The sequence below is a fragment of the Anabaena sp. UHCC 0253 genome (genome assembly GCF_009712085.1).
In the GTDB taxonomy this organism is placed as follows: Bacteria; Cyanobacteriota; Cyanobacteriia; order Cyanobacteriales; family Nostocaceae; genus Dolichospermum.
Genome location: NZ_VILD01000016.1, coordinates 1 through 15,077, shown reverse-complemented (window position 1 = coordinate 15,077; position 15,077 = coordinate 1). Strand labels below are relative to the sequence as shown.

The following is a 15,077-nucleotide window of genomic DNA, read 5'->3' as shown; positions in this document are numbered from 1 at the left end:
CGATTATGTGATGTAGCTATTAAACTAAAAGATTTTGATTTTGCTGAACAAAAATTAAATCAAAATTTAATTATAGCTCAAGGTAATAAGGATCAGGTAACAATTGCCTTTTGCTATCAATCTTTAGCCTTTTTAGAAAAAGCCAGAGGTAATATTGATTTATCTAAAAAATTTTGCTTATCAAGCCATAGAATATTTTAAAAAGCTAGGAATTAATGGTGCAATGGAAACTACTAAACAAGAGTTTTTAATGTAGAAAAACAATAAAAAAAGGAAGTTTTATTTCAAAACTTCCTTATATTTTTTAATTAGTATTAAGTTCTCGATTCTTCCACTTAAGTTGTTAGATAGTCGTCAATTGCAGGAATTTTGAAATCAAGACTTTTTTTATTTTTCTTACTTTCAAGAGGTTGATAATTAGAATGAGGTTGACAAGTACCAGGTTTATTTTCTTGCACTTCTGCAAAAAGTTCTAGCTCGAAGTGCTTTTGAAATAACTCCTGAGTCTTATCAAGATTAACTTGCCAAGTGTTAATATCATTTTCTGATTGAGGATAAGAAGAATGATTAATTAAACGTCCAAAAAGCATTTCACAGTCTTTGATATATTTGTTAACATCAACCAAAATATGATGATGCCATACCTGATCAATCTCAGTTGTAGGTATGATATTCTGGTTAGGATAAAGGTTAAGCAAAAACAAAAACATCATATAGCGTAGCAGTGCCTGAGTCGTTTGTTGTTTTGTCCAACCCTTACCTTCCTCTGCACAAATGAGTTTATAGGCGATCGCACCTAAATCAAGCTGTTTGAGCTTTTGTAAGAAATGTAGTCCTTCGGGAGATAAAGCGAGTGTTCTGGTATTCATAGGTCAAAATTATGTAAATTGCCAGAAGCTCGTTGGCCAACTGCGCTTCACCTCTACAATAAAATCCTTGACTCTTTGAAATAACAGCATTTCTAGCTCACCTTGTAACTTAAAATAAAAGTGAGCTAAAACTGAACTAAAACTGAACTAAAAAAATAAATTTTCTATGGCAGCTTCTCTAAGACTTTCTCAAGAAGGATTAAAACAAGTTGAATTAGCCCGATGTAAGAAAGATTGGGATGCTGATGCGACTGTCTGGTATGACGCAGCCCACAGTTCAAAAGCTACTCTTAAGCGTTTTAGAGCAGGAATAGCTATACAACAACAGGCTTTTATTGCTCTTTGTCAAGCTGTTGGCATTGATGATTGGGAAAAACTTGTGGATGAAAATCCTATAAGCCCACCTAATGCTGATAATGACTTCTCCCCTGATATTGACAATGGCGTAGAAACTTGGCAAAAAGAAAAAACTTATCGTCAATTTGTAGGACGCAATCTGGAAATAGAAGAACTCTTAAAATACCTAGAATCTGACAAAAAAAATAAAGTTTTAGGGATAATTGGGATACTGGGTATTGGTGGTTTAGGTAAAACCGCACTATGCCATCAATTAGTATCCCAAGCTTATCAAGCTAAATTATTTACCAAAATTGCTTGGATTAGAGCAAAAGTATATCAATATCATATTGAAGAAAAGCAAACTAATTCCAGCTTCAGAGATTATCGCTTAACACTAGAAGATGCTATTAAAGGTTTGGGTAGTGAGCTTAAATTACCTCATTATATATTGCAAGATATAGGTCACTGTAAAACAGAAATTACTAAAATTTTAAATCAAACAAAAACTCTCATAGTTATTGATGGATTAGAAGATACGAAAACTCCTAAGCAATTAGCAAATGAATTACGTAGTTTATTAGGTCAAAGTACCTTGATTATAACTAGTAGGAAAGGAACTGAAAGCGATATTTTTGAATATAGACTTGGTAAATTCAATCGTGATGTATCTCGTGAATTTATTAAAATAATTGCAGAAGAAAAATACCCTCCTAGTCAAAATCCTATTTTTCAAGCTACAGAAACTGAATTAGAAACAATTTTAAATATTACAGATGGAATGCCTTTGGCAATGAAGTTATTAGTAAGTCAATTAAAAAATCTAGATTTAGATCGTATTGTTGAACGTTTTGAAACCGTATCAGAAGAACAAGCACTTTATGATTATCTTTTTGAAGATAGCTGGCAAGAACTTTGTAGTATAAATGCTTTTAATGCCCAAAGTTTATTGATTCGTCTTGCAGATCGTAACCAACCTATACCTAGACGACTACTTTATGAAGATGAATTATCCAAAGAGGATGTAGATGAATCATTACAAATCTTAGCCAAATTATCTTTAGTAGATTTAACTCCTGGTTTAAGTAAACAGGTATCTTTACATTCTTTTACATCCCGTTATTTTCGATATACATTAAGAGAAAAATATGAACAATTTACAAAATAAAGGTGATATGAATTATAAATATCTAGATTTATGGCAATCTAATGAAGGTTTTTGGAGTCAAAAGTGGTTAATAAAAGCTCAAACTCTAAATGATAAATTATTTAGTAATCAAAGTAAAAACTCTGAATCAATAACAGAAATCATTGTGCAATTAAGAGAGGTTTTTGAACAAATGCTCTCTGACGTTAACGAAAAAATAGGAGAAAAAATCTAAGGAGTTATTGCAAGGAAATATTTTATTACTGTGAATTAACTCAAGATTGGCGGTCTTTAGGCGAATGGTTAAAAGTGGAAGTTTCCTTAGAAATAAGTTCAGATTCACCTTGGCTCTACTATTATTTAGGACGCTATTTAGAAGAGATGGGACAACTAAAAGAATCTATTACTTATCATGAATTAGGAATTCAAGAAAGTGAGAAATTTCAAGATGAAATGTTTTTAGCGTGTAATCATTTAGGTATAGGAATTTCTCAACAACGCTACTGTAGTGATTCTCAAGAAGCAGAATGGCATCTTCTCCAAGCATTAAATTCATTTAAAACCCGAAAATATCTCTATTTACAAGCACATACATTAGTTAATTTAGGCAGTTGTTACGATAGATTTAATAACAGTAAACTAGCAATTGATTGTTATCAAGAATCAGAATTAATTTTACGAAATATAGAAAATTATTTTGATTTGGGACGTATTCTTTATAGTTTGGGAATTGCCTATTTAAACATTAATAAATTTCCAGAATCAGAAAAAGTATTCTTAGAAGCAAAACAATTATGTAAAGACAATAATAATTTGTATTTTCTGGCTCTAACATTATATGGAATAGGTTGGTTAGAATATAAAAGAGGTAATTTTGAAATTTCTCAAAATTACCTAGAAGACTCTATTCGACAACTTAATCAAGCAAAAGAATCAGGAATAGGAGCAATTCAATTATCTTTTCCTGAAATTGAAGGAAATATTTATATTCTAGCAAGTGCTGCATATAGTAAAGGTTCATCTCCTAACTTTGAAGCTGGTGAAAAATATCTAGAAGATGCAAAAAATGCCTATCTTCAGCTAGATTATTCTAAAACAAAACTTCTTAATGTCCTTGCAAATAGAGCGAGGTTATATGAATATTCTAAAAAATGGTCTGCGGCAATATCAGCGTTCTTAGAATTACTAGTAGAAGGAGAACTTTTAAATTCTAATAGAACTATAACAGATGCTGCTACCCATCTTATTTTGATTCATTATAAAAAGTCAGCTTCATTCACGGAATGGATTAAACTAATGCAAAGGTTAAAGTGGGCTGGTATTTTAATTTTAGCAAAAGAATATTTTCGTCAAATACACCGCTTTTCCAGATTATTGAAATGGAGACGAAAATAGGAATAATTACCTTAAATAAAGCGTATTTTCAGTATTCGTTAGCATTTTGGGATTTAATTGAATGATTTTAGCATAATACATATGGAAGAGCTATAATTAACAGCTTTATTCCCAGTACTCAACCACCAAATATATCAACATTACCAATTGCATACTCAGATGTATCTATGGTCGAAGACGGCAACCCCTGAAGTTCAGCTTTATTCCTCATACTTTCCACCTTATCTGCTTCTCTAATAGCTAACGGATTAATTTGCTGCCGTTCTGCTAACAGCGTTGCCACAGAAATTTCCAATGGTGGTAATTTACCATTGCTAGGAACAGGTACATCTTCTGGAAACATTTGACAGAAAGTAGTAGCCGCAGCCCTCTCCACAATAGTTTGGATTTCTGCACCTACACAACGATTAGTTTCTTTGAGTATTCGTCGCCATTCCTCTTGACTGTAAGGGTCAATTTTACCAGAAACATCACCACTAAATCTATCATCAAATCTAGCACAGTGAAGTTTAAAAATACTGTGTCTTTCTCCATAATTAGGCAAGTCTACTTTATAAATATAGTCAAATCTTCCTGCCCTAGTTAATTCTGGTGGTAGCCATTCCAAGCGGTTGACACTGGCGATTACAATAACATCACTGGTACGTTCTTGCATCCAAGTGAGTAACTGTCCTGCTAACCTTCTAGCTATATCATCATCTCCAGCAAATCCCTTATCAAAGTCATCAAAATAAATAACAACTTCATTCAAACAGTCTACTAAATTTAGTAATTGTTTCAGTCTTCTTTCTGCTTCATTACCATAGCTTCTCAAATTACCCCAATCTACTAAAATCAAGGGAACACTTAAAATTTGGGAGCATACTTTAGCAGAATGAGATTTACCCGTACCTGGTGGACCTACCAGCATTATACCTTTAGGAACTCTGAGTTTGTAGGCTTTGGCGAGGGGACTAAATAATCTTTTAAATTTCTTAAAAGCCTCCTGCATCAAATCTAATCCTCCCAAGGGAACTTGGGGAGTAGGAATAAACTCAATTTCATAAAGTCTGTTAAGCAAATTGATTTTATATTGGAGTAGTTCTTGGGCTATTGCTTCTGCACTTTTATCATGAGAATGAATTGATTTTAGCCCTTTAATTAAATCGGAAATGTATAGTCCAATCCCACTACGGACAATTATAATTTTGTCAATTTCGCTCAAATTGGATGGTAAAATTCCCTCTGCTTCCTCATTAAGACTTGCAGTAATTTCTGAGATATCAGGTAATTCTTGAGTAACTACAGGGATTTGAGCAGCAATTTCTGGGTGTAAGTTAGCTTGAGAACCTAAAAGAATAGCGCATTTGATTTTACCAACAGTAGATTGGGAGAAGGAAAGATTGAGCAACTTTGATTTCACCCATTCAGATATCAAGAAAAACTGCGTTTCTTGGGCTACATTAGCACTAATCCAAGGGTATAGATTCTCGATGATTAATACTCCTTCGCCCTGAAAACATTCCCAAAATTTAAAAATACTAAATTGGTCTTTTACTTCTTTTATTGGTTTCGGAGTATATTCATCAAAATCTTCAAAAGTTAGATGCACATTATCAAAGCATTCAATTTCCTTAATTATCTCTTGTCCTAAATTCCATAGATAGCACTTAATGCCTATTTTTGAGCAATACTGGCAAAGAGAGCGGAGCATTCGATATCTTTCTTGTACAGGAGATTCACAAATAATCACAGGCTCTCCTGTGGTGATGAAGTTAGTCAGTTTTGCTAAGAATAAGGATACCATATTATTATATCCACAAGCTTTTTATAGGATTAGTACCGCAGTGCGAAAGTCAAAATGAATACGGCATTGAGCTTTTCAGTTATCTGAAGTTCACTTGTGCTGTACTAGATTTATACCAATTCTGTATGATTATTGAATCTTTGAAAATCCAGATTAGCCAAAAATTTGGCTGACATTGATGAGAGTTTAAGCATACCTACAGCGTAGTTAGGAGGTACAAACTGAGAGCCAAAACTCAAGCAGCAACGGTGTTTCACCTCTTGCCTTCTGCTGTAACAAGATTTAAATCTGATTTGTATAGCCAAATTCTAATGATGATTTGAGGTTTTAGCTAGGATTAAACTATGTAATTTCTTTCTATCAAATGATAGATGCAGAATGTAAATAAAAATAGATTAAGTTACAGATTTAGAATAAGAAGAGTGTCTTTAAAATAGGAGTATAATCAATACTTTTCTGATTAGTCCACAATTTAGTTTGTCTGCGGCGGAAAGGAATTATAACTTTTCCCCCTTAATCAATACCTTGTCCATTGTTTGTAGGTTGGGTTAAGCGACAGCGCAACCCGACGCATTTGTTGGGTTTCATGCTTTAAAGCAACCTACGAATCAAGACTTTTTTCGATTTGGACAAGGTATTGCTTAATCAAAAGGTATTGGAAGTGTTGTTACTTATACGCAACAATGGCGACTAAATTAGTTCTGGTTTATCCTATTATTTTAATTCCCACCTTCGCTGATCCTAAAAATCTCTCTCCTTGTATTAAACCAAATGGGAGTGGTAGTGTGACTGTAGGTGCTGCTGAAGAACGGTTTGGACAAGTGCTAAAATATTATTTTGGTGATTGGGTGCATTCCCAACAAGAAATGCTACCAAATGGTCATGACCGCCCTTACACCGCAGATTTTGTAATTGTAGAGCCAACTACTGAGCTATATCTTGATATTGAAGTGGATGAAAGCCATTGTTTTTCTACAGGAGAACCAACACATTTTATTGGTGATGATGATTATAGGAATAAGTGTTTTGTGGATGCTGGATGGGTGATAATTAGGTTCGCAGAAGAACAAGTAGTTAGTCAGCCACAACGCTGTTGTCGCTTTATTGCTAATGTAGTAGCAAAGTTAAGTGGAAATGAATCATTGAGTTACCAGTTTACAGATGTTCCACAACTGACTCCTGTTAAGCAATGGTCAAAGAGAGAAGCAACTTCGTTGAAAAAAAAGAAGTATCGCCAAGGCTACTTGTCAACTACGCCATAAACATAGCAAAGCTATCGTTATTTCCATAAAATGCAATTTTCCTTGTACTCAGCACACCATAGGAATCGCCAAACTCCAATAAATTATACAACCGCATAATCCGTATATTGCCGCATTTCCGGAGCTTGAAACCCTAACACAATATCTTCCTTTGCCACCCCCAGATCCACAAGTTCTTGGGCTACTCTCATTTCCGTCATATTTTGCTCAATCCAAATCTTTCCCTGCTTAATATCCAAATGTAAAACACAACCATATACCCGCCGATGGCCATCCCATCCCACATTCATGACCTGGTAATGGTCTTGTTTGAGATCAAAAACAGTGTAGCAATCTATCGACCCATTAGCGATGGGGATAGCAGCGTAATCTGTCAACAACGACTGAATTATATGGCGATAAGACTCTACGGTATCCATTGTAGAATTACCTCTTCAATCGGGTCATAAATGATTTGTTTAATTTGATATCTTTCTAATGAAATTTGTGCAAATTCCCGCTTAAAAAAAGTTTCATAAGTAACCACAGGCACAGCTAAATAGAGAATACGAGTTGGATCACTGATTTCTAAGGCCAGCCGATAATTCAAAAACTGTCCTAACGCAGCATGGTAATCGGTCAGTGGTGAATCACTCAAAAAAGTTTTAATCTCAACTGCAATTTTTTCTTGGTCTCGCTCTGCTGCTAATAGTTGCTGGGCACCTAAGTACGTGATCGTTAAAAATTGTCGTTGGGATAAGGCAGGGGAGCAGGGGGCAGGGCGCAGGGGGAAAGAGTTTGAGCTTGCTGTGCTTTTCTTCACATACCTTTAATTTTTTCTGTTAACCTACTCTTTCCTTTGTTCCGCCTACTTCCAGTCGCAGGGGATCATCGGTTATCTGCCACTGCTCCTTTTCCAAAGCAATTCTAACCACAGCATGAAATTTATCTTTAGCTGCCATCGTTATCTTTCTCTAATTTACTTGCAATTATAGAACAATTGAAATAAAGAGTGCGCTTCGCCCCATCACACGGCGGGCGTAAACCAACTATGCAATCACTGTGATCACTAGAAGAAGCAGAGGGAAAGGGAGCAAGCCGTTCTCCTGTTGCGTGGAGCGTCTCGTAGAGAAGCGCCTCCAGGACGCTTGAACTGGGGCAGGGGGAGCAAGACTCTGCCTCTTTTGACTGTAACCGCACGCACCAAAAGCCATCTGGTGCGTTAACCAAATATTCCCATGAAGTTCCCTGCACATCTACGGGAGGGTAGAATATAAAAAAAGCTTCCTGAAAGCTCCCTTCCAGGAAGCTAGATGTTAATTGTTATGTGATGGTTATTTCCCAGATGGATATCACCAATGTTGAGGTTAGCCCCGTAGAAATTCTCCCTCCCTCCTCCAGTAAAGTTGTATCTCGTGATACTTCTGCATCTGTGACCGCCGAATTAGTAGAGGAGGTGATTCGTCAATATTATTACCGCACACCTGCTGTAGCAAATGATGAGGAGTTGATTTTGGCTTGGGCAGGGTCACAGAACCGGGAACAAACTAAGCGAAAATACTATCGCTTTGGTCAAAAATTGCTCGCTTGGTTGGAAAAACAAGGTGTACGGGATTTGAGATTAGTCCAGCCACCAAAGTTACTGGAATTTATTGCTAGTTGGGGTGAGGTTTCCCCTTATACTAAATCTAACCAGGTTTTGATGTTGCGATCGCTCTGGAGTTATGGGCATGGAGAGAATGTTGGCTATTTTTTACGGAATATTGCCAGTACGATAAATTACGATAATTTCAGTGACTTACCGAAGGCAGAGCGTTATTTAGAAGATTGGGAGATGGCGCAGTTGGCTGATGTTGCCCAGCGATTGGGGGAGCAGCACTGGCTAGTTTTCTCTTTGCTTTTTTATAGTGGGATGCGGGTGGGTGAAGTTGGTCGGGTGACGGTTCCTGGTGATAAACCGGGTCAACCCAAGGAAGATTATCCGGGTTTATATTGGCACAACTTTAAATGGCAACCCGACCCAATACCGTCAGATAGGTATAGGGGATATTACACAATTAAGTTTCGGGGCAAGGGGGGGAAGTATCGGGAGATAGGTTTGGACCACCAGACTTCGCTGATCTTTAAGAAGTACCGGGGGATGGCAGGTGAAAAGATGCCAGTGTTTCCGAATCTGTCACCTGACCCGAAAAAACGGGGTTTGCCGTTGAGTGACCGAGCAATTAAAAGGTTGATTCAGGATATATCTGAGGTGGCGAAGGTGAAGTTTTCTTGCCACTGGTTGCGCCATTCCCACGCGTCGCGGGCGGTGGATAGTAAATCACTGTTTGAGGTGCAAGACCAGTTGGGGCATAGTAAGAGTGATACGACTAAGACCTATGTTCGTTCTAAAAAGGATGCGGGAACGGGGACTGTGTTGCCGAGGTTTTGAGAAGAAATGTGATCCATGGATCACATTTAGTGGGTTTAATTACAGTCAACAAAAACCTACTTGTTGATTTTGTGCGCCATGGGTCACATTTCTGATGTGTCAACTGAACTTCCGCTCTGTTAAACTTACCCAGTTCCCTTGTGATTTCGTTTGGGGCAAACAATATTCACCATTTGTCCTTTATCAAATACAATAGTATGTGCTGGCTCTTCAGAGTCTCGAAGAAAAGTCTTTTTCTTTTCACTCATCAGCTTCATTTCGTTGATTGTATTTTCAAAGAAATAACACAGATACCCACAGTCGCACTCATAGGTTGATGGAAATATTTCTTTGGGCATGGCTTTGTTAATTCTTTTTTTATGAATAGAAATCATTCGCTCTTTGGTATAACTAGCAAAAAACTCCGAAGAAATACGGGAGCAAAGGTTTCAGGCTTAATAGCTTTTTCTGTACACTTGAGCCTAAAATTTCGTCAGGAGAAATATCAAGATGGTTCAATCTATTGCGGCCAAGGATGTGACGCTACGGGAATTAAAGCAAAATTTTGGCATTCAAATCGTTCAAGATGCTACTTTTTTTCCTGAGTGGTTGGATGGGCTTGAGGCTTTGAACAAAGAAGAGCAACATTTATTAGATCGGGTGAAGGCTAATTTTTTAGAATTGATGGATGATCCCCCAATGCTAGAAAATACGGTGAAGATGGTGGTACTTGCGCCCTTGTTAGATTTAGCTGGTTTTTATCATAAACCGTTTAGGATTGAAACAGAAACGGGTGTGGCTTTAGAAATGGAGGATGAAGGAACGATTATTCGGGGGCGGATTGATGTTTTGGTGTTAAAAAATCGGCTTTGGTTGTTGGTAATTGAATCAAAACGGAGTGATTTTGCGGTGACACGCGCAATTCCTCAAGCTTTGGCTTATATGTTGGGTAATGAGGAAACTGTGCTACCAACCTTTGGTATGATTACCAATGGTAATGAGTTTTTATTTTTAAAGGTATTGAAACATGAATATGCTAATTCGCGGCTGTTTTCTTTGGTAAATCCTGATAATGAGCTTTATAGTGTATTACAGGTATTGAAGCGTTTGGGGATGGAGGCGATAGCGTTCAGCGCGACATAGGAATCGTCTATGTTTGATAATGTCTGTCGCTAGGCATACCACAGACATGATTAAATTAAAACCCTTTTAGTAAACGTTGAATAGAAATTAAAATTTCTGGAAATGCTAACGGAGATATTTCACCTAAAGTTAAGGTTAATTCTTGGGAGTAATCACCATTTATTGGCTCTCTAAACACTTTGACTTGTTGATTCTTTAAATCTACTACCCAATATTCAGGAATTGATGCAGCAGCATAGGTTTTGCGTTTTACATCTAAATCTTTATTCAGGGTAGTTTTAGAATATTCGATTAACCAAAATATATTTTCAGGATAAGGATGGCGACTGCGATAAATAGCACGCTGTGGTTCAACTATTGCTAAATCTGGTTCTGGTTCTGAATTACTTTCAGGAATAGTAATAGGTTTTGCATCTCTTACCAATGCTTTTGAACCGAGTAATTCCCGCAAATATTCAGCAGAGTCAGTATTAATTTGTGCGTGTTCTGGTCCTTCCGGTGCCATGTTGATAATTTCTCCATTTAGTAGTTCAACCTGACGACTAGCTAAAAGGCCAATTTCAATCATGCGATGATAGTCGTCTAAACTCCATTTAGCAGTAGTAACTGTCATGGTGAGTTTTCCTTGCATCCAGGGTGTGATTTTCATTTTAAGCTCAAAATTCAATACAAAGATGAGATATTCTGACTACTGAATCTTGAATTCTCTTTCTTTGATGAAGAATTTACATCTAATCTTCAGTTTTTTAACTTCTAGCTGAACCTTGATTGCTGAATGCAGAAGCTAAAAATTAAATCACAAAAAAATGTTGTTGTTTATTTTATAATAATATCATAATCCTAAATTTTAATTTAATCATGGTGTACCCAAAGCACTGGAAAGAATTAGCTAAAAACATTAAAGAAAAAGCTGATTGGTCTTGTCAAAAATGCGGTCGTGTTTGCTTACGTCCTGGTGAAAAACCTAATGACATTATTAACCCGCGTGCCTATAACCTGCAAGTGCATCACCACAATATGAATCCTGCCGATAACAGGGTTGAGAACCTGATCCCGGTCTGTTCTGGATGCCACCTTAATTATCATCGTGGTGGGAAGGGTAATGTTTCTGTTGGTCAATTATCTCTATTTGATCTGTCAAAATTTTAGATTTTATTCATTGGAGATGTAGATATTTTCTTGAAGAGAAATGAAAAACCAAGATACACAATTATTTATCTGTATTTATCTCAGGGCTATTTCATTCTAAAATCTGACATTTTATGTATTTACGAGAATGCGTCATTTTATGCTTCAGGGATTCTATCTCACAATGGCTGAAAACACCTAAATTCGTTGCCTAAATCTAGAATGAAATAACCCTGGTATTTATCTGCATCAAAAATAGTTAAACTAGGAAGAAATCCATAAAATTTTCTTGACAGAAGGGTTTAACCTCCTCCTGTCAAAATAATTCCTAATTAGTTGGCAACACTGGTTATTTCTTGTTATTTAATCAGGATTTGTCTAATCAAAATACTCATGAACTCCCCAACATTACCAGTGGGTATAGGTTCGCTCCAATCTCCAACATCTGCATAACCAATTACCTGTAAATAATGAATTGTGCTGGTAACAGTTCTCCTTGAACCAATTAATAAATGCTTTAATGGTTCTCTGTTACTGGGTTGTTCTTTGACTACTGTGGTGTCATTAGCACTGGCGAGAAAATTTTGGATTTGTGTCATGATTGATTTACCTGTAAGGGTTAAGGCGATTTACCTACCTGTCAAGATTCACAAAGTGCAGCGTAGGTGTCGCCTTATTTTTATTTTATATGTAGATGTGTAAGTGTGTATATAACATTGCCCATAAATTTGTAAAGTGTGGAGGTATTGATGTGTGTATAGCCAGTGGTAAGACCAAGAAAAGCTGAGAAAGACAAATATGGTGAACCAAAGCAGAGGTATCAGATCATGCTAACTGAGACTGCTTCAACAGAACTTGATAGGGTATCCGAGAAATTAGGCATCACTAGAAGTGAGTTAGTTGAACAGGTGATTAGACAGGGTTTATTGGAATTAGTAAAAATAGATATAACAGAGTATTAATAACCTGTGAACAATTATTGTTAGCATTTGTTAGTAAAATACTAGCTAGTTACTAACCTCCTACTGCCGAACTGGATAATACAACCCATCTTCTGCCTGAAATTTCCAGCCCAACCCACTAGGATCTCGATTCCTAGACCAGGTGATGAATTCCTGTTCAGTTTTGGTTTCCCGTTCATTAATTAAACTCTGCGGTGTCATCCCCAATCTCTGCGCTAAATTTTCATTGGGGAAGGAGTTGATTTCTACTGCTTGTTGATACTGGTATGGATACGCTGAACTCCGAGGTCTAGAGTTACTGTATCTACCAGAAGCTATAGCCCGTTCAATTTTATCTAAGTGCTTGGCAATAGTTTCCAGTTTAGTGGACAGCTGTTCGTCTTGCTGGCAAAGGTGCGTTTCTAGTTCCCCCAGTTTCTGCTCCACCTGCTGTAATTCGGTGTTTGCTTCCAGTTTCATGCTGCTATCAAACTGTGAAATCAATTCCTGTAAGGCTTGCAATAAGGCTGTTGTGTGACCATCACGGTGAATTTTTGAGAGTTTTTGTACTATAGGAATTAGTACATTAGGCACGCGGATCATTTGGCTGGGTGGGGTCTTGTTATTCATGGCGATATCAGTTGTGATATCGAGAATTTTATCAAGAAGCGGAGGGAGGCAATGGAAAAACTGGTATGACCAACGAAAGTGAACTCTTGTTGAGGCTCCGTTTATTTCAGGCTGTCGAAATTGGCTGATACGACAGTGATGGGAAAAGTGGTAAGTCCCCGCTTGCTTACCAGAAAGACACAACGCCCAATCGTCGTTGTGTTAAGGACACCAAATCCCCGGAGTAAAGAGAGGGTCTAACCCGGTTGTATCTCATACGTGTGGAACGAAGTAACCCCAACAGGGTCTAACAGCTATCTCGATGTTGTTAGTAAGGAAGGAGTAATCCGACCAGAATTCCTTAGTGGGTGTGAGATGCCATAAGAAGCGAATGCTGCCGACCGAAAGGTAACAGAAATACATATACTAAAAACGGGTTGGAGCTTTACTCTTGAAATCGCTCAAAGTATTGATATACAAGGATTTTTGCCTTGGCAAAAGTCTAGTATTTATCCGTTTTTAGTATAACTGGGCAGATAGGGTGTATGCCCAACCTACCCGCTTGTTATGCAAGAGTTAAAATTGCTTAAGCTCATCCCCTGATAATAGGATTAAGGTCTTTAATTAGTTCTGCTTGAGAACGTGACCTGTGTTTAACGTTAACGCAAAGTTGAGGTTGACATCTGAACATCTTCATCAGCTTGATTATGCCTATTAGCTATCTCTGAATAAATAGAAATATTTCTTTACATCCGTAGTGAATGCAATAGCTTTCTTCGGGTGCTTTCGTCAAAGTGGAATAAAAGCTTAATTTTTTGTTAGCTGAAATTACACAATTTCATTAATTTATACAAGAGTGATCAAAAAGGGTTAGCTAATGCTGGAATTAGTTTTAAACTTAATCATCTGCAATTATCAGAAACGAGGGAGCTAATATGACTCACTTACTTCCTAGCACGGAAGTAGAAGCCCGTAAGCTATGCTGTAAAATTTTCACATCAGATAATTTAAGTATACAAAAATTAATAACCCATCCAAATCTGAGGATAATTACACCAGCACCACAAGCGGCAAGGGCTTTAAAAGTACCACACTACAGCTTGGAAAGCCTAGGGCAACAAAGGTTAATTGAGAATGGCATTCGAGTTGCTTCTGGATTACTAGCATCACGTTGGTTACGAACAGCAGTAAGTGAAATTATACCAACATCAGATACTGAAGGAACTGCGCGAGCTATTACTCCTGCGCTCCAAGCCATCTTACGTGCTGGAGTAGATTTGGAACAATTAGCTACTGTTGGTAGTAATCGTACACGACAACTAGCTGAGTTAGCGGTTGCCTACACAGACTTACTAAAATTACAAGGAATGGTAGACCCAGCATCTGTTCTTTGGGAAGCGAGTAGGATTGTAACTAAGCGGCAACAACTGCTGATTTATGGTTACTTTCAGCCAAGGGTTGATCAACTGAATTTCTTGAATGCGATCGCTGATGATGGTAGCGTTATCATCTTACCCTGCCCAGATGCTCCCCTTTTGCAAGAAAACCGAGCAGCAATTACTTGGCTACAACAACAAGGCTGGCAAATACAAGAATGGGTAGAAAAATGCCAAACCTTGGGTGAGCAACTAACAGAATGCTTTCTCCAAAGTACAAATCCTCCCCTCGGTGTAAAAGCTCACATTTATCCTCACATGGAAGCGGAAGTTAGAGGGGTACTTACTCAAGTCAAAAGTTTACTTTATCAAGGAATACCAGCGAATGAAATTGTCTTGGTAGCGCGGGATGATGCTTTTTATGGTGCTACCGTTTTAGATATTGCTAACGAATACAATCTACCGATACGTGCTTTGTATCCCACATTCCGCAGATACTAAAGCAAATTTAGGAATTAAAAATTTTCATAAATAAAAGCCTGAAAAGATTGCCTAGCAAAGATTTCAGGCTTTTATTTGTTAAAATAATCAAATCAAATAGAGATGGGAAAAACCATGAAAGAGTCTCAAGTTGGCATGAAAATCCTAAATATAGACCATTTGGGAATAGTAGCAGGAATAATAGACGAAATGGAA

Annotated in this window: 19 protein-coding genes; 10 read left to right on the top strand and 9 right to left on the bottom strand. The window is 37.2% G+C overall.

Going from position 1 to position 15,077, the window contains the following annotated elements; genetic code table 11:
* A partial coding sequence (locus FJR38_RS27920; protein WP_217360067.1) for a hypothetical protein occupies positions 1–201 on the top strand: 201 nt, incomplete at its 5' end.
* A gap of 134 nt (positions 202–335) precedes the next feature.
* Here the strand turns inward: FJR38_RS27920 and FJR38_RS26350 are convergent.
* Complete coding sequence (locus tag FJR38_RS26350; RefSeq protein WP_174764135.1) at positions 336–869, bottom strand: hypothetical protein; 534 nt, start codon at positions 867–869, stop codon at positions 336–338.
* 166 nt (positions 870–1,035) lie between these two features.
* Here FJR38_RS26350 and FJR38_RS26345 point away from each other — a divergent pair, with 166 nt between their 5' ends.
* The 3 genes from FJR38_RS26345 (at position 1,036) to FJR38_RS26335 (ending at position 3,747) form a co-directional block, all read left to right on the top strand.
* Positions 1,036–2,373, top strand: coding sequence for an NB-ARC domain-containing protein (locus FJR38_RS26345; RefSeq protein WP_168540484.1), 1,338 nt, complete (start codon positions 1,036–1,038; stop codon positions 2,371–2,373).
* Complete coding sequence (locus FJR38_RS26340; RefSeq protein ID WP_168540482.1) at positions 2,354–2,587, top strand: hypothetical protein; 234 nt, start codon at positions 2,354–2,356, stop codon at positions 2,585–2,587. Before FJR38_RS26345 ends, FJR38_RS26340 begins: the two co-directional genes overlap by 20 nt.
* 74 nt (positions 2,588–2,661) lie before the next feature.
* Positions 2,662–3,747, top strand: a complete 1,086-nt coding sequence (locus tag FJR38_RS26335) for a tetratricopeptide repeat protein (protein ID WP_168540480.1) — start codon at positions 2,662–2,664, stop codon at positions 3,745–3,747.
* Between the two features lie 118 nt (positions 3,748–3,865).
* Here FJR38_RS26335 and FJR38_RS26330 read toward each other — a convergent pair whose 3' ends face one another.
* A complete protein-coding gene (locus tag FJR38_RS26330; RefSeq protein ID WP_168540478.1) occupies positions 3,866–5,533 on the bottom strand; it encodes an ATP-binding protein in 1,668 nt (555 codons plus the stop codon).
* A gap of 683 nt (positions 5,534–6,216) precedes the next feature.
* Between FJR38_RS26330 and FJR38_RS26325 the strand changes: the two genes are divergently transcribed.
* Entirely contained in the window at positions 6,217–6,795 is a 579-nt protein-coding gene (locus FJR38_RS26325; RefSeq protein WP_168540476.1) for a hypothetical protein, read from the top strand.
* An 83-nt stretch (positions 6,796–6,878) separates the two neighbouring features.
* On the opposite strand, the gene FJR38_RS26320 is transcribed toward FJR38_RS26325, so the two are convergent.
* From FJR38_RS26320 to FJR38_RS26310, 3 genes are read right to left on the bottom strand one after another with little or no spacing between them, the layout of a single operon-like run.
* A complete protein-coding gene (locus tag FJR38_RS26320; RefSeq protein WP_168540474.1) occupies positions 6,879–7,214 on the bottom strand; it encodes a XisI protein in 336 nt (111 codons plus the stop codon).
* Positions 7,202–7,597 (bottom strand): element excision factor XisH family protein, encoded by a 396-nt coding sequence (locus FJR38_RS26315; RefSeq protein ID WP_168540472.1) that lies wholly within the window; start codon positions 7,595–7,597, stop codon positions 7,202–7,204. Before FJR38_RS26315 ends, FJR38_RS26320 begins: the two co-directional genes overlap by 13 nt.
* 19 nt (positions 7,598–7,616) lie before the next feature.
* On the bottom strand, positions 7,617–7,736 hold the full coding sequence (locus FJR38_RS26310; protein ID WP_371418302.1) for an element excision factor XisH family protein: 120 nt from the start codon (positions 7,734–7,736) through the stop codon (positions 7,617–7,619).
* Positions 7,737–8,104: 368 nt separating this feature from the next.
* On the opposite strand from FJR38_RS26310, the gene FJR38_RS27615 reads away from it, so the two are divergent.
* Positions 8,105–9,205, top strand: coding sequence for a site-specific integrase (locus tag FJR38_RS27615; RefSeq protein WP_254449591.1), 1,101 nt, complete (start codon positions 8,105–8,107; stop codon positions 9,203–9,205).
* 125 nt (positions 9,206–9,330) lie between these two features.
* Here the strand turns inward: FJR38_RS27615 and FJR38_RS26300 are convergent, their stop codons facing one another.
* Entirely contained in the window at positions 9,331–9,543 is a 213-nt protein-coding gene (locus tag FJR38_RS26300) for a hypothetical protein (protein WP_168540470.1), read from the bottom strand.
* Positions 9,544–9,694: 151 nt separating this feature from the next.
* Here FJR38_RS26300 and FJR38_RS26295 point away from each other — a divergent pair, with 151 nt between their 5' ends.
* Complete coding sequence (locus FJR38_RS26295) at positions 9,695–10,327, top strand: type I restriction enzyme HsdR N-terminal domain-containing protein (RefSeq protein ID WP_168540468.1); 633 nt, start codon at positions 9,695–9,697, stop codon at positions 10,325–10,327.
* 55 nt (positions 10,328–10,382) lie between these two features.
* Here the strand turns inward: FJR38_RS26295 and FJR38_RS26290 are convergent, their stop codons facing one another.
* Positions 10,383–10,940, bottom strand: a complete 558-nt coding sequence (locus tag FJR38_RS26290; protein WP_168540542.1) for a Uma2 family endonuclease — start codon at positions 10,938–10,940, stop codon at positions 10,383–10,385.
* A 245-nt stretch (positions 10,941–11,185) separates the two neighbouring features.
* Here FJR38_RS26290 and FJR38_RS26285 point away from each other — a divergent pair, with 245 nt between their 5' ends.
* Entirely contained in the window at positions 11,186–11,476 is a 291-nt protein-coding gene (locus tag FJR38_RS26285; RefSeq protein WP_168540466.1) for an HNH endonuclease, read from the top strand.
* 338 nt (positions 11,477–11,814) lie between these two features.
* Here FJR38_RS26285 and FJR38_RS26280 read toward each other — a convergent pair whose 3' ends face one another.
* Positions 11,815–12,054 (bottom strand): hypothetical protein, encoded by a 240-nt coding sequence (locus FJR38_RS26280; RefSeq protein WP_071191987.1) that lies wholly within the window; start codon positions 12,052–12,054, stop codon positions 11,815–11,817.
* A gap of 165 nt (positions 12,055–12,219) precedes the next feature.
* Between FJR38_RS26280 and FJR38_RS29145 the strand changes: the two genes are divergently transcribed.
* Positions 12,220–12,417: a ribbon-helix-helix domain-containing protein gene (locus tag FJR38_RS29145; RefSeq protein ID WP_323311918.1), complete on the top strand. Its 198-nt coding sequence runs from the start codon at positions 12,220–12,222 to the stop codon at positions 12,415–12,417.
* A gap of 60 nt (positions 12,418–12,477) precedes the next feature.
* Here FJR38_RS29145 and FJR38_RS26270 read toward each other — a convergent pair whose 3' ends face one another.
* A complete protein-coding gene (locus tag FJR38_RS26270; RefSeq protein ID WP_168540462.1) occupies positions 12,478–13,026 on the bottom strand; it encodes a hypothetical protein in 549 nt (182 codons plus the stop codon).
* A gap of 914 nt (positions 13,027–13,940) precedes the next feature.
* Between FJR38_RS26270 and FJR38_RS26265 the strand changes: the two genes are divergently transcribed.
* Positions 13,941–14,882 carry a hypothetical protein gene (locus FJR38_RS26265; RefSeq protein ID WP_168540460.1) on the top strand — a complete coding sequence of 314 codons (942 nt, stop codon included), beginning with the start codon at positions 13,941–13,943 and terminating at the stop codon, positions 14,880–14,882.
* Positions 14,883–15,077: the final 195 nt, after the last annotated feature.